Genomic DNA, 17,969 nt, shown 5'->3' with positions numbered 1-17,969 from the left:
TGCTCTCATGCGTCTGCCCGCATCCGGCGGGCGTTGATCGTGTAGTAGGCGCGGCGGGCCAGGGCCATGAACTCGGCGCGGCGGTCGCCCCACCGCACGTCGGATGCGCTGATCACCTCGGGCGCCTGGCTGCGGCACCACGCGTGGTAGGCCTTGGCCTGCGTGGCCTGGTCGTCGACCAGCGCCACGCTCCACTGGGTGTCGTTCACCCGGAACACGGCGAGCGTGCGGTCGACGGGCAGGTAGTCGCCGCGCAGCAGCACCTTCGAGTAGGTGGTCTGGTCGATGAGGTACGGGAACCGGGCATCCCACCCGCCGGCGGCCTCGAGCTCGGCGCGGCGCATCGTCACGCAACCGGGCTCGCCGAACACGTTGGTGCCGCGCCGCACCGTCTGCCGGATCGCCTCGACGCCGGGCTGCACGCGGCGCGGCACCCCCTGCAGACCGCGGTTGCGGATGGTGACCCGGCCGCGCGCATCCACGATGTCGCGGGGGCTCGACACCAGCACCACACCCGGATGCGCGTCGAGCGCGTCGGAGTGCGCCTCGAGGGCGCCCGGGTAGAGCAGGTCGTCGCCGGGCAGCAGCTTGAGGTACTCCCCCGAGGCGGCCTCGGAGACGCGCCGCCAGTTGGCCTCGGCACCGCCGCCGGCCGGAGTGGAGAGCACGGTCAGCCGAGGGTCGCCCTCGAACTCCGCGAGCCGCGCGAGGGTGTCGTCGGTGGAGGAGTGGTCGGCCACCACCAGCTCGAAGTCGGGGTGCCCCTGCGCGAGTACCGACTCGACGGCGGCACCGATGTAGTCGGCGTTGTCGAACGCGGGGATCACCACGGAGAGCTTGGGCATCAGCGGGCCTTCCGGTCGTGGTCGGTGTCGGTGTCGGTGTCGGTGCCGGTGTCGGTGTTCGGCTCGAGGTCGAGTTCGGTGGCGGCCTCGGCCTCCTCGGCGCCCCGGCGGAACGAGAACCCGCGGTGGCCGAACCAGCTGATCGACGTGGTGACCACGAGGATCGACAGCTGAGCCAGGATGCGGTTCCAGCCGAAGCCCACCAGCACCGGCAGGATGACGGCGTTGATGACGATGGCCACGAGGTACACGCTCTCGAACCGGGCGAGATCGCGCCAGACGTGACCACGCACCTTGAACACGAAGCGACGGTAGAGCACGAAGGCGAACAGCACGCCCAGCACGTGGGCGCAGGCGAGCGTGCCGAGCGACCCGACCGTCTCGTTCACGGTGGCGTCGAGCCAGCGGCCGAGGGTGAGGTCGAACGCGATGAAGATCAGGAATCCGACGCCGGTGTTCGTGGCACCCACCAGCAGGAACGCCACCCGTTGGTCGCGCACGAGCCGCAGCAACGGCCCCGGAACGGGCGAGGGGTGGATCACGCTCGCCACTCTAGAGGCGCTCGGCGTGAGTTCACCTCACGACACCCTCGGCGCCCGAAGGCGCCCGGCGGGCCCTCCCGTACAATCGGAGGCGACCACATCTGAGGAGACCTCCCCACCATGAAGATTCTTGTCACCGGCGGCGCCGGATTCATCGGCTCCAACTTCGTCCGACGCACGCTCGAAGACGCCTACCCCGGCCTCGAGGGTGCCGAGGTCGTCGTGCTCGACGCCCTCACCTACTCGGGCAACCTCGAGAACCTGGCGTCGGTGGCCGACAGCCCCCGCTACACCTTCGTGAAGGGCGACATCCGCGACGGCGGTCTGCTCGACGAGCTCTTCCCCGGTCTGGACGCGGTGGTGCACTTCGCCGCCGAGTCCCACGTCGACCGCTCGGTGCGCGACGCCTCGATCTTCGTCGAGACCAACGTGCTCGGCACCCAGCAGCTGCTCGACGCGGCGCTCCGCAACAACCTCCCCCGCTTCGTGCACGTCTCCACCGACGAGGTCTACGGCTCCATCGCCGAGGGCTCCTGGGCCGAAGACCGCCCGCTCGAGCCGAACTCCCCCTACTCGGCGTCGAAGGCCGGCAGCGACCTGCTCGCGCGCAGCTACCACCGCACGCACGGCATGAACATCTCCATCACCCGCTGCTCGAACAACTACGGGCCCTTCCACTTCCCTGAGAAGGTCATCCCGCTGTTCGTCACCAACCTCATCGACGACAAGCACGTGCCGCTCTACGGCGAGGGCAACAACATCCGCGACTGGCTGCACGTCGACGACCACACCCGTGGCATCGCGATGGTGCTCGTGAACGGCCGCGCCGGCGAGATCTACAACATCGGCGGCGGCACCGAGCTCACCAACAAAGAACTCACGCAGCTGCTGCTGGATGCGACCGGCAAGGACTGGTCGTACGTCGACCGCGTCGCCGACCGCCTCGGCCACGACCTGCGCTACTCGGTCGACATCTCCAAGATCCAGAACGAACTGGGCTACGAGCCGCAGGTTCCGTTCGAGCAGGGCCTCGCCGACGTGGTGCAGTGGTACCGCGACAACCGTCAGTGGTGGGAGCCCCTCAAGGCCCGCGCGGCACTCAACTGAGCGGCCGGGCTGTCTGACATGACGCGCTATCTCATCACCGGCGCCGCCGGCATGCTCGGCCGCGACCTGCAGGAGGCCCTCGCCGGCCGCGACGTCGTGGCGCTCACCCGGAGCGAGCTCGACATCACGGATGCGGCGGCCGTGGCGGCCGCCGTCGCCGGCGTCGACGTGGTCTTCAACTGCGCGGCCTACACCGCGGTCGACGCCGCCGAGACCGACGAGGAGGCCGCCCACCTCGTGAACGCGGTCGGCCCCGCCACCCTCGCGGAGGCGACGAACGCCACCGGCGCGAAGCTCATCCAGGTCTCCACCGACTACGTCTTCCAGGGCGACGCCACGTCGCCCTATCCGGAGGACGAACCGCGCGACCCGCTGAACGCCTACGGCCGCACGAAGGCCGGCGGCGAGGTGGCCGTGCTGTCGGGCAACCCCTCCGGCGGCTACGTCGTGCGCACCGCCTGGCTCTACGGCCGGCACGGCGCCAACTTCCCCGCCACCATGCTGCGACTGGGCCGCGAACGCGACTCGGTGAGCGTGGTGCACGACCAGGTGGGCCAGCCCACCTGGACCGCCGATCTCGCCGCCAAACTGGTCGAACTCGCCGACTCCTCGGCCCCCGCCGGTGTCTACCACGGCACCAACTCCGGCGAGGGTTCGTGGTTCGATTTCGCCCAGGCGACCTTCCAGGAAGCCGGACTCGACCCTGATAAGGTCAAGCCAACGGACAGCTCGCAGTTCGTCCGTCCCGCCCCGCGGCCCGCGTACTCGGTACTCGGGCACGACGCGTGGTCCCGAGCGGGTCTGGAGCCGCTGCGAAGCTGGCGCACCGCCCTGCACGAGGCGGTGACCTCGGGAGTCTTTGGAGAATGATGGCCACGCTGCGGGTAGTCGTCGACCAGTTGGTCGCCCCGGTGCCCGGCGGAATCGGCCGTTACACCCTCGAACTCACGAAACAGCTGATCGCCACGGCGCCCCGCGACTGCGACGTCGAGGGCATCGTCTCGGCCGTCTCGCAGGAGAAGGCCGACGAGATCACGGCCCTGCTGCCGGGCCTCGCCGGACTTCACCGGGCCACCCTGCCGCGGCGGGAGCTCTCGGCTGCCTGGCAGCACGGCGTCATCGGCTCATCCGGAAGTGGGATGGTGCACGCCACGAGCCTGATGGCACCGCTGCGAAAGCACGACCGGCGAGCCGACCTCGGCACCCAGACGGCCGTCACCATCCATGACGTGGTGCCGTGGACGCACCCGGAGACCCTCACGCCGCGCGGTGTCAGCTGGCACAAGGCCATGGCGAAGCGGGCGGCGCGGTTCGCCGACGCCGTCGTGGTTCCCACGCACGCCGTGGCCGAGGAGCTCTCGCGGTACTTCCGCTTCGGAGACCGCATCCGGGTGATCGGGGGTGCCGTGAGCGAGGAACTGCGCCTGCCGTCGAACCCGGCTGAGCGCGCACTCGAACTCGACCTGCCCGAGCGTTACCTGCTCGCCGTGGGCACGCTGGAGCCGCGCAAAGGGCTCCGCTCGCTCATCGAGGCCCTCGCGCATCCGGCCACCGGCGACCTGCCGCTGCTGATCGCCGGCCCCGAGGGCTGGGGCGACGTCGACGTGGCCCAGGTGACCGCCACCGCGGGCGTCGACCCGGCGCGGGTGCGCGTGCTCGGTTTCCTGAGCGACACCGACCTGGCGCTGGTGCTCGACCGGGCCACCGTGTTCGTGTACCCGAGCCTCGCGGAGGGCTTCGGGCTGCCGGTGGTCGAGGCCTTGAACTTCGGCACCCCCGTCATCCACGCCGACGTGCCCGCGCTGCTCGAGGTGGCCGCCGGCTCGACGTTCGTGGTCGAACGCGGCCCTGCCGACTCCTACCCGGCGCGCCTCGCCGAGGCGATCCACGCGGTCACCGACGACAGCGCACTCCGGGCCCGCCTCGCCATCTCGGGCCTGGACCGCGCCCGCGCCTTCTCCTGGCGCGACTCGGCCGACAAGGTCTGGCAGCTGCACGCCGACCTCTAGCCTGAGTCGGTGGATCGGGCGAGTCTCTGTGGCTGACGCGGACGTTCTCTGGCGCCCTGGGCTGGGAAGAGATCGACGGCAGCGATGACGACTGGGCGGCCTACCTCGTCGGCGGGGTGCTGTTCGCGCTGTATCCGTTCGACGAGCTCGCGACAGAGGCTGGAGCAGGCGATCGGCAGGCAGCCTGGTCAGGAGTGACGCTCGCCTGCAATGTCGACCTCCCCGGAGATGTCGACACCTCATTCGAGGCTGCCGTGAACGCCGGGGCCACACCGATCTCGACCCCCGCAACACGCGAATGGGGCGGGCGTTCCGGATACATCGCCGATCCGGAAGAAAACCGATGGGAAATCGCCTGGGCCCCCACAGCGCGATTCGACGACCGTGGATCGCTCGTCGGCTTCGGCTCGTAGACTGCACAGTGCCTACATCGTCGACCTGAAGGAGTGAAAGATCGATGGCAAGGATGCGACCCGCGAAGTTCGCGCTGCTGTGTGGCGCTGCACTGGCCACGGCCGCCGTCCTCGCCGGGTGCTCCGACCCGGCAGCCACACCGGAGCCGACTGCCTCCGAACCGGCTTCTCTCTCGACAACGCCCACGCCGCCCCCTGAGTCGTCCGCGAACGTCGACTATTCGGCTCTGTGTGCCGCGAACGACGCGGCCGCCGCCGCGAAGGCGGGCACTGTCGGTGAGGATCTGAATGCGGTCAGCGCGCAGGCGTCCACCATTCGTGGGCTCCTCCCCCTGCAGGGCGTGAGCGCGGAAGTCGCCGCGGGCGCCGAGCTGTTCGCGACAGCGGCCGAGGAGGACGCTGCGATCCTCGCCCGGTTCCCGGCCGACAGTCTCGTCTCGGATGTCGGGCTCGATCCGGCGTTCACGCAGTCCGAAGCGACACGGAACGCGGTGAGTGACCCGGACTATCAGGCCTTCATCCTGTGGACCATGCAGACCTGTGGATCCGCCTCAGACGAAGGCTGAGCCCTTGTACCCGCTCGCTGTCGAGGTCGCCGGCACCCTCGGCAACACGCCCTAACTGGCAGGCGCGTTCGAGAGCACCAGGGCGTTCGCCACCGTCTGGTGCACCAGGTCCCAGTCGGGCTCCTCGGGGTCGATCAGCGGTGGGGTGAGGTCGATGCGGTCGATCGGGAGCTCCTTCGTCTTCATCGCGAGGTCGATGAAGTACGACAGGGTCGACTGCGGGATGTCGGTCTGCACGACTTGGGTTCCCGCTTCCACGATGCCCTGGAACTTCGTGAGCACGTTCACCGGCTGGAACTGCTGCAGGATGGCCGTCTGCAGCTCGCCCTGCCGCTGCATCCGGTCGTAGTCGCTCGTGGTGTGGCGCGAGCGGGCGTACCAGAGGGCCGTGTAGCCGTTCATGTGCTGCTCGCCGGGCCAGATCCAGCCCTCGATCTCGTTGCCCTCCTCGTCGCCGCCCATGGGCAGCGCTTCGGTGACGTTGATGTCCACCCCGCCGAGCGCGTCGATGAGGTCGGAGAAGCCCTGCATGTCGATCATCACGTAGTACTGGATGGTGATGCCCAGCGCGCCCTCGATGGCGTCCTTCGTGGCCTCGACGCCCGGATTCGAACCCTCGGCCTCGGCGTTCGGGTAGAGATCCTGGTCGAAGGCCTCGACCCGCGGGTAGAGGAAGCTGATCTGGCAGTCACTGCCGCAGTCGTAGGAGCCGTCGGGCGCATAGTCGCTGCCGATCAGCGGCGAGTCGGCCACGATCGGCACCTGCTCGAGGTTGCGCGGCACCCCGATCATGGTGGCGCGGCCGGTGTCGGCCTCGATCGACACCACCGTCATGCTGTCGGGCCGCATCCCGTCGCGGTCGGGCCCGGCGTCGCCGCCGAGCAGCAGGATGTTGTAGCGCCCGTCGACGGGCGGCTCGGCGGCCGCCTGCGCCGAGAAGATGGAGTTCAACCCCGACTGCGCCACGTTGGCGTAATAGGCCCCCGCGGCGGCCACGCCCGAGGTGGCCACCAGCAGCAGCACCGAGAACGCGGCGAGCGCGGGCCGCGCCCGCTCGCCCACCCGCACGAGACGGATGAGGCGCAGCGTGTCGAGCGTGAGCACCACCCACAGAACCGCGTACGCCACGAGCACCACCTGCACCACGGTGAGCGGGATGCTGTTGCTCGCGATGGAGAAGATCACCTGCGGCCAGATGAGGTAGATCACGAAGCCCACCACCGCGGCAGCCCACAGCGCGAGCGTGAAGTACAGCCCGAAGCGGCCGAGCTTTCGGTTGCCGGCGAGTACCTGGGCCGATCCGGGGACGAGCACGTTCATCACCACGAGCCACCAGCCCCGAACGGTCATGGCCTTCGAGGAGCTGGTGTCCGGGTAGCGGATCGGACTGGCGGTCGTACTGGTCATAGGCGGGTCTGAAGGTCTTCGTTCTTCTGATCGACGAGCTGTTCGAGCTCCGAACGATAGCGGTCGAGGGCGCTGGCTAGCTCACCATCACCGGTCGAGAGAATGCTGACAGCCACGAGCGCGGCGTTCTTGGCGCCGCCGATCGAGACGGTGGCCACCGGGATGCCGGCGGGCATCTGCACGATGGACAGCAGCGAGTCGAGGCCGTCGAGCCGCGACAGCGGTACCGGCACCCCCACCACCGGGATCGTGGTGACGGCGGCGATCATGCCGGGCAGGTGGGCGGCCCCGCCGGCGCCCGCGACGATCACCTTGAGCCCGCGCTCCCGGGCGCTGCGCCCGTAGGCGATCATCTTCTCGGGGGTGCGGTGGGCCGACACGACCTGCACCTCGTGGGGCACGCCGAAGTCTTTCAGCACCTGCACGGCGTCGCTCATGACGGTGAAGTCGGAGTCCGACCCCATGACGACGCCCACGACGGGTCTCTGTTCGGGCATGGCCCCCATGCTAGGCGTCAGCCCCCGAGTTCCCGGGAACGGCACGCGCGCCCGGCGGCTCTTCAGCTGCGACGAATCCGCTCGTTCCGGTCAATTGGGCAGGTACTCCGTCAGCTTCTCGGCGATCTCCTTCGACACGGTGTTCTCGCCCCCGAGCAGCACGATCCGGTACGGCGACAACCGCTTCAGTTCGGTATCGATGGCCGCCGGGATCGAGTCCCGGCTCACCAGCAGCACCGGGGAGCCGCCGATGATCGCGGGCGGGCCTCCGGCGAGCGCGTCGGCGAACGTCTCGCCCGAAGCGATGTAGACGGTGTCGGTTCCGGGCCGGAACGCTCGTGCGGAGGCGGCCGCCGACACCGCGAAACGGTCGGCACCCGCGATCCGGATGACGGTCGTCGTCTTCTCGAGCTCGGTCACCACCGCCGGGCTCACCGTGGCCGGGCCACCCAACACGTACACGTAGTTCGGGGTGAGGCGGGCCAGTTCGGCCACGACGCTGCCGGGCAGTGCGTCTTTTCCCGTGAGCAGCACCGGGCCCTTCTCCCGTCCGGCGGAGGGGGCCGCCGACAACGCGTCGGGGAACACCTCGCCTGAGGCCAGGTAGGCGATGTCGGCGCCCTCAGGGAAGGCGCGCGCCGAGACCGCCGCCGAGACGGCGTAGCGGTCTGCTCCCGCCAGCCGGGTCACGCGGCCGAACTCGGCGAGCGCCTTCTCCACTCCGGCGCCGATCGATGCCGGGCCGCCGAGGATCACGATGGAGGACGGCTGCAGGCGGCGCAGCTCTGTGACGGTCGCCTCCGGCAGGGAGTCGCGGGTGGCCAGCAGCACGGGCCCTCCCTCGAGCCCGGCAGCGGCCGCACCCGACAGGGCGTCGGCGTACACGGCCCCGGATGCCACGTAGGCCACCGGCGCGGCCCCCGACGAGAAGGAGTCGCGAGACACCGCGGCCGCCACCGCGAATCGATCCGCGCCGCCGAGGCGATCGACCGCGGGCAACGGACTCTGCCGCGCCTCGAGCAGCACCACCGACGACGAGATCGAGTTGTCGATGCCGATGAGGCGATGGCTGACCGGATCGACGCTGAGGTGGCCGTAGTAGCTGCCCACGGGCTGCGCCCCCTGGCGGGACAGGTCTCCCGTACGGAGGACCTCGATCCCCGGCATCCCGTCCGCGGAGCGCGAGACGTAGATGGCGTGCCGGGACACGTCCGCTGTGATGTCCGACACGTACCCCTCGAGGGCCGGCGATGCGCCGGTCTTGGTCATGGATGGCAGGTCATAGCTCTCGAGGTGGTTCGAGGAAGGCCTGTCGGTCGCAACGATGAGCTGGCCGTTGACCACCTCAACGGTGGACGGGCTGTTGCGCAGTGGTGTTGTCGTCCATGATCCGTCGCCCTTGATGGCGACGATGGAGGAGTCCACAGAACTCGCGACGTACACGGTGTGCGTGATCGGGTCGACTGTTATGTCCTGCAGCCACAGGCCGATCGGAATTGTCCGGTGCGCTCCGTCGTCCAGGTCGATGACCGACACATCCTTCGACGTCCCATTCGCGATCGCCACACTGTGCGTCGACGTATCCACGGCGATCGCGATGCCTCTCACTCCACGAGTGGGCTCTCTCCACATCACCGTATTCACGCCCTCCGACCCAGGATCGGCGTCGATCCCGACCACCTCGTCGAATCCTGAACTGTCGTCGATGACGTACACCTCGTGCTCGACGTCATTCACGGCCAAACCGTCAGGGCTGCTGGCCCCGGTGCCGAAGGGCACCACTCCGGCAGGCTTCAGCGTGCCGTCGGAGATGTCGTACACCCGCACCGCGCGGGCTCGGCGGTCGAGCACGAAGGCCCGACGCGTGACACTGTCGATCTCGAGCTCGTACAGCTGATCGCTTCCCGGCTCGATCTCGTCGAGCATCCGGAAGCTCACCCCGCGCCCGGCCGCCAGCTCCGCCGCATCGTCGGCAGCAGCAGCTGCCAGCGCCGAACCGGCGACGGTCACAACGACGAGCGCCCCGGCAAGAAGACCCCGAGTCAGATGATTCATCCCCTGAGCCTACCTCATACATGAGTAATCTTCAGCATCCGAATCGTCGCTCTCAATCAGGCAAGTACGATTTCAACTGAGACACAACAGATTCTGCGATGGTGTTGGACCCGCCGAGCACCACAATCCGATAGGGCGCCAACCGGTTCAGTTCAGCGTCGATCTCCGCAGGAACATCGGTCCGTCGGACGAGCAGAACCGGCGCCCCCTCCCTGATCGCAGCCGGCGAACCCGCCAACGCGTCGGGGAACACTTCACCCGACGCGACGTACACCGTGTGAGAACCGGCCCTGAACATCCGGGACGAGGCCGCCGCCGAGACTGCGAAACGGTCCGACCCGTCGATTCGGACCACCGCAGCCAACTTTTCAATCTCCGCAATCACAGCGGAACTCACGGTCGCCTCCCCGCCGAGCACGTACACGTATCGGGCGTTCAACCGGGCGATCTCGGCGGCCACGCTCGGCGGCAGCATCTCTTTACGGGTCAGTAGCACCGGCCCCACCTCCCGACCGCTCAGCGGCGACGCCGATAGGGCATCGGAGAACACCTCGCCCGAAGCCAAGTACGCGACGCCGGCGCCAGCCGGAAAAGTCTTCGCGGAAATCGATGACGAGAGCGAATACCGGTCAGCACCCTCAATCCTCGACACGGGCCCGAAGCGCCTCAGAGCCGCCTCGACGTCGCCGCTCACGCTCTCTGGACCACCGAGCACCACGATCTCACCGGGCTGCAAACGCCTGAGTTCGGCCGCCGTGACATCCGGGATCCCGCCCTTGGTCACCAGAAGCATCGGACCTCCGCGAACCCCGGCCGCCGCCGCACCGCTCAGGGCATCCGCAAAGACAGACCCCGACGCGACATACGCCACAGGCGCCGCTCCGGGCTCAAACGCGACTCGGGATGCCTCCGCAGCTACTGCGAATCGGTCGGCACCGCCCACCCTGTCCACCGAGGGCACCGGCGTCACGACCGGCCGTAGCAGGGTCATCTTCGCCCCGATTCCGTTTCTGAGGACCACCAATTGATGATTCACCGTATTCAGCACCAGTTCTCCGTAGCTTCCGGCCGGCCCCCCACCGAGAATCGAGAGACTGTCCTCGCGGAGGGCCTCGATACCGATCGGAGCGAACGAATCGTAGGCGACGAAGACCGAGTGTCGCTCGACGTCGGCCGCGATCGCCACGACCCGACCCGCCAATCCTTCCGAGGTGCCGCGCTTGGCCATCGTCACGACATCGAATGCGTCCAGGCGGTTCGACGGGACTGCTGTCGCGACGAGGAGCTGGTTGCGAACCACCGCGATCTCGGTGGGCGGGTTGCTCAGAGGGGTCTTGGTCCACGAGCCGTCGCGCCGAATGGCCGCGAGGGACGAGTCGACGGAGCTGGCCACGAAGACCGTCTGCGTTCCGGGGTCGACCGCCACGGATACCGGAACCGCCCCGGTATCGATCGAGGTCCTCGATCCATCATCGAAGTCCAGGATCACAACCTGCGGCGCGCGCGTGTTGAGAATCACTACGCGGTGTGCCGCAGTGTCGACACCGAGACGAAAAGCACCGAGCGCACCGAGATCTACCCGTTTAGGCGAGGCAGGTGACGGACCTACGTCGACGAGGACCAACTCATCGCGCGTGACACCCTGGTCGAGCAAGTAGACCTCCTGCTCGATGTCATTGAACTGCAGGCCGTGCTGTTTGCCTTTGATGCCGCCGACGTCGATCCCCCCGGTCGATGTGAACGCGTCGCCCGAGATGTCGTACGTCCGCACCGTGCGATCGCGCACGTCATGGGTGAAAACGCGGTGGGATGCGTTGTCTATCGCCAATCCGTACGACTCCACATTGGGTAGCACCGCCGTGACCTCTTCGAAGCGCGCATTCGTGGGCGGCGAGCCGACGACCGACTCTTCGGCGAACGCCGGCGCCGACATTCCGAAGAGGGAAAGCGAGCCGAGCAGAGCTGCAACGACGGGGCGAATGATGGATGGCGACATCCGCCCACGCTACCACCAGAATTGAGGATTTGTCAGTCGAAGTAAGCGGCCGCCGCTCGCGCCTCGTACACGACCTCGTCGAGCTCGTCACCCGAGACCGTCACGTGCCCCACTTTGCGCCCCGGCCGCGGCGACTTGCCGTAGAGGTGCAGTTTCGCCGTGGGCTGCGCGCCGGCGGCCGCCCGCAGCGGCGCGTCGAGGTCGCCGTCGGCCGGCCCGCCCAGGATGTTCACCATCACCGACCACGGCTGCGTGTGCCCGGTCGCCCCGAACGGCAGGTCGAGCACGGCCCGCAGGTGCTGCTCGAACTGGCTGGTGGTGGAACCGTCGATGGTCCAGTGGCCGGTGTTGTGCGGGCGCATGGCCAGCTCGTTCACGAGGATGCGCCCATCCGTCGTCTCGAACAGCTCGACCGCGAGCACCCCGGTCACCCCGAGCTGCTCGGCGACGGAGGTGCCGATCTGCGCCGCCACCTCGGCCACCCGCACGAAACCGCCCGGAGCCGGGGCCAGCACCTCGGCGCACACGCCGTCGCGCTGGATCGACTCGACCACGGGCCACAGCGTCACGTCGCCGTTCGGCCGTCGTGCCACGAGCTGCGCGAGCTCGCGCGTGAAGTCGACCAGCTCCTCGGCGAGCAGCGCCCCACCCCGGCCGTCCTCGGCGAGAGTGCCGAACCAGTCCGAGGCCTCGGCGCCGCTCGACACCACGCGCACGCCCTTGCCGTCGTAACCGCCGCGGGCCGTCTTCACGACCGCGCGCCCGCCGTGCGAGGCGATGAACGCGTCGAGCTCGGCGGCATCCGTCACCCGCGCCCACTCGGGCATGGGCACGCCGAGCTCGCCGAGGCGTTCGCGCATCAGCAGTTTGTCTTGGGCGTACTGCAGCGCATCGGGCCCCGGATGCACGGCCACGCCGGCCTCCACCAGCGCCCGCAGCACCGGCTGCGGCACGTGCTCGTGGTCGAAGGTGACGACGTCGACGGTGCGGGCGAACTCGAGCACCGTGTCGACATCGGTGTAGTCGCCGACTGCTGTCGCGGCGATGGCCGCCGACATGCCCTCAGCCTCGGCCAGCACCCGGATGTCGATGCCCAGTTCGATCGCGGGCGGCACCATCATGCGCGCCAGCTGTCCACCACCGATAACGCCCACTCGATAAGTCACGCCACCACCCTACGACACCGCCCGCGCCACACCAGTTCCGTCACTTTCGGCCCTTCCCAGGCCGTTTTGGGGCGGAAAGTGACGGGTCTGGTGTGGATCGGGCGCTCAGCCGCGGGGCGCGGGCGTGTGCTCGGTGAGTTCGCCGAGCATCGCGGCCACGAGCTTGGCCGAGGGCACGTCGTGCAACTCGAGGGTGAGGTCCGACCCCGACTCCACGAACACGTTGCCGGTGGCGAACGCGGCCTGCACGGGGTTCCGCCGCATCCGCACCGCTGTCACCCGCGTGAGGTAGAGGTCCTGTCGGTGCCGGCTGAGCAGCCCGCGCCGGGCGATGATGCGCCGCGTGGTGATGGTGTACCGGTGGCCGAGCCAGGCGAGGAACGGCAGCAGCGTGCCGAAGAACACCAGCGCCGCGGCCCCGCCGAGAACGGCCTGGTTCTGCCACTCCTCGGGAAAACCGCCCCAGAACCAGCCGAAGGCCGTCGACGCGGCGAGGAGGATCAACACCGGCAGCGTCAGTCGCCTGGCGTGCGGGCGCACCCGCACGAGGATGGTCTCGCGCAGCGGCTCGACCGCGGTGGTGTAGCCGCCGTACCCCGGATGCGCGCCGGCGCCGTGCCCGGTGCCGTCATCCGAAGCGGCCTCGGGCCCCGGGTCGCCGAACAGCACCGACGTGAAGTCGGCATCGCGCTCGGTTCGGGACATGACGCCCATTCTTCACCGAGAACCCGCGGATTCCCCGTCGCTGTGCCGGAGGTGCGTCACATCGCCCGCCGCCACCACCAGCGGAGCGCCGTCATCCGTGTCGACCACGAGCCGCCCGTCGTCGTCACGGCAGATAGCTCTCCAGCTGCGACTGAACGGTATCGGAGAGGGTCTCGGCGCCGCCGAGCACCACGCTCCGATACGGGTTCAGGCGGTCCAGCTCGGCCGCGACAGTGCCCGGGATGGCGTCTTTCTGCACGAGGAGCACGGGAGCGTCGTTCACGATGGCGGCGGCCGAGCCGGACAGCGCATCCGGGAACACCTCACCGGAAGCCACGTACACCGTGTAGACGTCGTCGCCGAACGATCTCGCCGAGACCGCTGCGGAGACGGCGTACCGATCGGCCCCGCCGACGCGGATGACCGCCCACGTCGCCTGAAGCGCAGCGACCACCGACTCGTCGACGGTGTTCGTGCCCCCGAGCACGATGACGACGTTCGGCTTCAAGCGTGTCAGTTCGGCCAGCACCTCGGGCGGCGTGACCTCTTTCTTCGTGAGCAGCACGGGGCCGCCTTCGAGCCCTGCCGCGGCGGACGCCGAGAGGGCGTCGGCGAACACGGCTCCGGAGGCGACGTAGGCGACGTCTGCGCCATCGGGGAACGCCGCTTCGGAGACCCCGGCCGAGACGGCATACCGATCAGCGCCCGCCACACGCGTCACCGAGGAGCTGTAGGTCGCGAGCGCCCTCTCGACGAGCGTGCTCACGCTGGCCGGTCCGCCGAGGATGACGATGCGCTGTGGTCGCAACGACTTCAGCCGTGCCGCGACGACCGGCGGCACCGAGTCCCTCGACACCAGAAGGACCGGGCCGCGCTGCACGCCGGCGGCCACGGATCCTGACAGCGCGTCGGCGAACGCCCCGCCGGACGCCACATAGACCACCGGCACACCGGAGGCGAAGGCGTCGCCGGCTACGTTCGCCGACACCTCGAATCGGTCGGTGCCGCCGATCCGGTCCGCCGAGGGCAGCGGCCTCGGCTTCGGCTCGAACATCACCACTTCAGAGGGGCGAGTGAGCCGCGGGGTCTCACCCACCAGGATCCGGTGTGTCGTCGGATCGACGACGACGGAGTTGAAGTAGTCCTCAGGGCCTGCGTCGTCGAGTGAGAGGTCCGTCGACCGCAGCGTGGCCACGCCGGCAATGCCACCGGCCGCGTTCGCCGCGTAGAGGACGTGGAGTGCCGGGTCGATCGCGATCTCAGCGGGCATGTTTCCGAGGGGTGGTGACGATGCGATCAACGAACTCGACGCCAGCGAGAACTTCTCGATGTGCGCGGCGTACGGCCGGTCTGTCGTGGCGAAGATCGAGCCGCCACTGATCGCGAGCGACTCCGGACGATTCTCGAGCGGCCAGGCCGTGCTGGAGCCATCCGTGTTCAGAACGGTGATCGACGAGTCCACGGCGCTGGCCACGTAGGCTCGGCCCGTGGCCGGGTCGACGACGACATCGCTCGGCTCCCGACCCGTCGAGACGATCCGGAGAGGGGTGACCCCCGTTCCGTCCAGGATGCTCACGTCGTGGCTGGAGCGGTTGGTCACGAACACCCGGTCACGCACCGGATCGACGGCGGTGGCCCCGACGGAGAGCCCCCCGGATGCGATTCTGCCCGTCACGGAGTCGGCGGTGGCGGAACCCGGATCGACGTCGACGGTGGCGATGGTGTCAGACCCCGCGTCGGCGACGTAGAGCGTGTGCGTGGTCTCGTTCACGGCAGCCGACACGGGGAACGTGAAACCGCCGTAGATGGTGACCACGAACTCGAAGCGCGGCCCGCCAATGTCGTACACCTGCACCGCCTTGTTCCTCTGGTCGAGGACGAACGCGCGCTGCGTGGAGCTGTCGATCGCGATGTCGCCGACACCGTCGCCGAAGCGGTTGGGTGTAGTGGAGTCCAACCTCTGCAGACCGAACTCGCGCGGTGAGGCCGAAGCCGCTCCCGCTCCACCGAACGAGAGAAGCACGGTGAACACCGTGACAGAAGAAACCAGGAGTCGAGCCCGCATGCGACCTGAGTCTATCTCATTTTTTGCGAGGTCTCCGGATCGAGCTCGCCCGAAGCCCACCTATCGCTGTATCCCCCCGTCGCTGTGCCGGAGGTGCGTCACATCGCCCGCCGCCACCACCAGCGGAGCGCCGTCATCCGTGTCGACCACGAGCCGCCCGTCGTCGTCGATCGCCCGCGCTGTGCCGGTGCGCACCGAGCCGCCGGGGAGTTCGACGCGCACGGCCCGGCCGAGGGTGGCCGAAGTGGCGGCGAGCTCGTCGAGGAGCCCCGAGGCGCGCGCGTCGCCGCCGTGCGCGATCCACGCCCGGTACAGCGTGCCGAGCTCGTCGAGGTAGCGCGCGAGCAGGCCGTCGGCCCCGAGATCCGCCGCAGCCGCGCCCGAGAGGGTGAGGGAGGTGGCGGTCGGCACGGGCAGTTCGTCGGCGGCCAGGGTCACATTCAGGCCCGCCCCGAGCACGAGGCCCCGCGCATCCGGAAGCAGCTCGCCCAGGATGCCGGACACCTTCTTCTCGCCCACCAGCACGTCGTTTGGCCACTTCAGAGCCACCGGATGCGCGGGCAGCACGGCCTCGACGGTGCGCCGCATCGCGGCTCCGGCCACCAGCGGCAGAAGCCCCCAGCGCTCACGCTCCACCTCACTCGGCGGCCTCAGCAGCACCGAGATCGCCAACGTGCGCCCCGCCGGCGCCACCCAGGTGCGCCCGAGCCGTCCGCGCCCCGCGGTCTGCTCGTCGGTCACCACCACGGAGAAGTCGGGCCGGCCATCGGCCGACTGCACCAGCACGTCGTTCGTCGAGCCGGCACGCGGCAGCCAGTCGAGGTGAGGGGCGACGGCACGGGAGAGCGGCAGATCCATGCGCCCACGCTACTTCGCGACAAGCCGGCGGCCCGCATTTGTAGGGTTTCGTCAACCGGATGCCCCGGAGCCTGGCCGGTAGAGTGAACGGCGTGAGTGAAGACGCGACCACCGAGCAGCCCGACCTGTACACCACAGCGGGAAAGCTGGCCGACCTCAAGAACCGCTACCACGAGGCCGTCACCGCCTCAGGCGAAGCGGCGATCGAGAAGCAGCACAAGCGGGGAAAGAAGACCGCCCGCGAACGCATCGAGCAGTTGCTCGACCACGGCAGCTTCGTCGAGATCGACGAGTTCGTGCGGCACCGCACGCACGCCTTCGGCATGGAGAAGTCGCGCCCCTACGGCGACGCGGTGGTGACCGGCACGGGCACCATCCACGGCCGCCAGGTGGCCGTGTACGCGCAGGACTTCACGATCTTCGGCGGCTCGCTCGGCGAGGTGGCCGGCGAGAAGATCATCAAGGTGATGGATCTGGCGCTGAAGACCGGCGTGCCCATCATCGGCATGCTCGACTCGGGCGGCGCGCGCATCCAGGAGGGTGTGGTGGCGCTCGGCAAGTACGGCGAGATCTTCCGTCGCAACACGGCGGCGTCAGGCGTCATCCCCCAGATCTCGATCATCATGGGCCCGGCGGCCGGCGGAGCGGTGTACTCCCCCGCCCTCACCGACTTCGTGATCATGGTCGACAAGACCAGCCAGATGTTCGTCACCGGCCCCGACGTGATCAAGACCGTCACCGGCGAAGACGTCGGTATGGAGGAGCTCGGCGGCGCGCTCACCCACAACAGCATCTCGGGCGTCTCGCACTACCTCGCCAGCGACGAGGACGACGCTCTCGACTACGCGCGGGCGCTGCTCAGCTTCCTGCCGCAGAACAACCTCGGCGAACTGCCCGAGTACGACTCCCAGGTCGAGCTCGAGATCACGGATGCCGACCGCAAGCTGAACACGATCATCCCGGACTCGCCGAACCAGCCCTACGACGTGCACACGGTGATCGAGCACCTCGTCGACGACGGCGAATTCCTCGAGACGCAGCCGCTGTACGCGCCCAACATCGTGGTGGGCTTCGCCCGCATCGAGGGTCGCTCGGTGGGCATCGTGGCCAACCAGCCCAATTCCATGGCCGGCACGCTCAACATCGAGGCCGGCGAGAAGGCCTCGAGGTTCGTGCGGTTCTGCGACGCGTTCAGCATCCCGATCCTCACGCTGGTCGACGTGCCCGGCTACCTTCCCGGCACCGACCAGGAGTGGACGGGCGTCATCCGCCGTGGCGCGAAGCTGCTCTACGCCTACGCCGAGGCCACTGTGCCGCTGGTCACCGTCATCCTGCGCAAGGCCTACGGCGGCGCCTACATCGTGATGGGCTCGAAGCAGCTCGGGGCCGACATCAACCTCGCCTGGCCCACCGCCGAGATCGCGGTGATGGGCGGCCAGGGTGCGGTGAACATCCTCTACCGCGGCGAGATCAAGCGCGCCGAAGAGGCCGGTGAGGATGTCGCGGCCGTGCGCACGAAGCTCGCCAACGAGTACACCTACAACGTGGCGAGCCCCTTCCTCGCGGCCGAGCGGGGCGAGCTCGACGGCGTGATCGAACCCGCGGCCACCCGCGTCTCGGTGATCAAGGCCCTCCGCGCCCTCAAGACCAAGCGCGCGAGCCTGCCCCCCAAGAAGCACGGCAACATCCCCCTCTAACCCGGCGAACCGTCGCAAACCGCCCTTCGACCTCTCTCAGA

17 protein-coding genes are annotated in these 17,969 nt (G+C 68.9%); 6 read left to right on the top strand and 11 right to left on the bottom strand.

What is annotated here, in order from left to right; all coding sequences use genetic code 11:
- Positions 1-5 precede the first annotated feature (5 nt).
- Together ACEXOR_RS16465 and ACEXOR_RS16460 are read right to left on the bottom strand one after the other, a co-directional pair.
- Positions 6-845 carry a glycosyltransferase family 2 protein gene (locus ACEXOR_RS16465; RefSeq protein ID WP_374850819.1) on the bottom strand — a complete coding sequence of 280 codons (840 nt, stop codon included), beginning with the start codon at positions 843-845 and terminating at the stop codon, positions 6-8.
- Positions 845-1,387: a GtrA family protein gene (locus ACEXOR_RS16460; protein WP_374850818.1), complete on the bottom strand. Its 543-nt coding sequence runs from the start codon at positions 1,385-1,387 to the stop codon at positions 845-847. Before ACEXOR_RS16460 ends, ACEXOR_RS16465 begins: the two co-directional genes overlap by 1 nt.
- A gap of 120 nt (positions 1,388-1,507) precedes the next feature.
- Between ACEXOR_RS16460 and rfbB the strand changes: the two genes are divergently transcribed.
- From rfbB to ACEXOR_RS16435, 5 genes are read left to right on the top strand one after another with little or no spacing between them, the layout of a single operon-like run.
- Positions 1,508-2,494 carry a dTDP-glucose 4,6-dehydratase gene (rfbB, locus tag ACEXOR_RS16455; protein ID WP_374850817.1) on the top strand — a complete coding sequence of 329 codons (987 nt, stop codon included), beginning with the start codon at positions 1,508-1,510 and terminating at the stop codon, positions 2,492-2,494.
- Between the two features lie 18 nt (positions 2,495-2,512).
- A complete protein-coding gene (gene rfbD / locus ACEXOR_RS16450; RefSeq protein ID WP_374850816.1) occupies positions 2,513-3,364 on the top strand; it encodes a dTDP-4-dehydrorhamnose reductase in 852 nt (283 codons plus the stop codon).
- Positions 3,361-4,503 (top strand): glycosyltransferase family 4 protein, encoded by a 1,143-nt coding sequence (locus ACEXOR_RS16445; protein ID WP_374850815.1) that lies wholly within the window; start codon positions 3,361-3,363, stop codon positions 4,501-4,503. Before rfbD ends, ACEXOR_RS16445 begins: the two co-directional genes overlap by 4 nt.
- A 26-nt stretch (positions 4,504-4,529) precedes the next feature.
- A complete protein-coding gene (locus ACEXOR_RS16440) occupies positions 4,530-4,916 on the top strand; it encodes a VOC family protein (RefSeq protein WP_374850925.1) in 387 nt (128 codons plus the stop codon).
- A gap of 44 nt (positions 4,917-4,960) precedes the next feature.
- A complete protein-coding gene (locus ACEXOR_RS16435; protein WP_374850814.1) occupies positions 4,961-5,482 on the top strand; it encodes a putative cross-wall-targeting lipoprotein signal domain-containing protein in 522 nt (173 codons plus the stop codon).
- 51 nt (positions 5,483-5,533) lie between these two features.
- Here the strand turns inward: ACEXOR_RS16435 and ACEXOR_RS16430 are convergent, their stop codons facing one another.
- From ACEXOR_RS16430 to ACEXOR_RS16390, 9 genes are all read right to left on the bottom strand, one after another.
- Positions 5,534-6,889: an LCP family protein gene (locus ACEXOR_RS16430; protein ID WP_374850813.1), complete on the bottom strand. Its 1,356-nt coding sequence runs from the start codon at positions 6,887-6,889 to the stop codon at positions 5,534-5,536.
- Complete coding sequence (gene purE, locus ACEXOR_RS16425; protein ID WP_374850812.1) at positions 6,886-7,395, bottom strand: 5-(carboxyamino)imidazole ribonucleotide mutase; 510 nt, start codon at positions 7,393-7,395, stop codon at positions 6,886-6,888. Before purE ends, ACEXOR_RS16430 begins: the two co-directional genes overlap by 4 nt.
- Positions 7,396-7,476: 81 nt before the next feature.
- On the bottom strand, positions 7,477-9,441 hold the full coding sequence (locus ACEXOR_RS16420; RefSeq protein WP_374850811.1) for a cell wall-binding repeat-containing protein: 1,965 nt from the start codon (positions 9,439-9,441) through the stop codon (positions 7,477-7,479).
- 52 nt (positions 9,442-9,493) lie between these two features.
- Complete coding sequence (locus ACEXOR_RS16415; protein ID WP_374850810.1) at positions 9,494-11,437, bottom strand: cell wall-binding repeat-containing protein; 1,944 nt, start codon at positions 11,435-11,437, stop codon at positions 9,494-9,496.
- A gap of 32 nt (positions 11,438-11,469) precedes the next feature.
- Positions 11,470-12,603, bottom strand: coding sequence for a 5-(carboxyamino)imidazole ribonucleotide synthase (locus tag ACEXOR_RS16410; protein ID WP_374850809.1), 1,134 nt, complete (start codon positions 12,601-12,603; stop codon positions 11,470-11,472).
- Positions 12,604-12,708: 105 nt separating this feature from the next.
- Positions 12,709-13,308: a PH domain-containing protein gene (locus tag ACEXOR_RS16405; RefSeq protein ID WP_374850808.1), complete on the bottom strand. Its 600-nt coding sequence runs from the start codon at positions 13,306-13,308 to the stop codon at positions 12,709-12,711.
- A gap of 12 nt (positions 13,309-13,320) precedes the next feature.
- Entirely contained in the window at positions 13,321-13,443 is a 123-nt protein-coding gene (locus ACEXOR_RS16400; protein WP_374850924.1) for a biotin protein ligase-related protein, read from the bottom strand.
- Complete coding sequence (locus ACEXOR_RS16395; protein ID WP_374850807.1) at positions 13,433-15,373, bottom strand: cell wall-binding repeat-containing protein; 1,941 nt, start codon at positions 15,371-15,373, stop codon at positions 13,433-13,435. Before ACEXOR_RS16395 ends, ACEXOR_RS16400 begins: the two co-directional genes overlap by 11 nt.
- Positions 15,374-15,433: 60 nt before the next feature.
- Positions 15,434-16,231 (bottom strand): biotin--[acetyl-CoA-carboxylase] ligase, encoded by a 798-nt coding sequence (locus tag ACEXOR_RS16390; protein WP_374850806.1) that lies wholly within the window; start codon positions 16,229-16,231, stop codon positions 15,434-15,436.
- Between the two features lie 92 nt (positions 16,232-16,323).
- On the opposite strand from ACEXOR_RS16390, the gene ACEXOR_RS16385 reads away from it, so the two are divergent.
- Positions 16,324-17,928, top strand: coding sequence for an acyl-CoA carboxylase subunit beta (locus ACEXOR_RS16385; protein WP_374850805.1), 1,605 nt, complete (start codon positions 16,324-16,326; stop codon positions 17,926-17,928).
- Positions 17,929-17,969 lie beyond the last annotated feature (41 nt).

The sequence above is a fragment of the Herbiconiux liangxiaofengii genome (assembly GCF_041927335.1).
Classification (GTDB): Bacteria; Actinomycetota; Actinomycetes; order Actinomycetales; family Microbacteriaceae; genus Herbiconiux; species Herbiconiux liangxiaofengii.
Note: the sequence above shows the minus strand (reverse complement) of the source record. Positions and strands in the feature narration are given on the sequence as shown.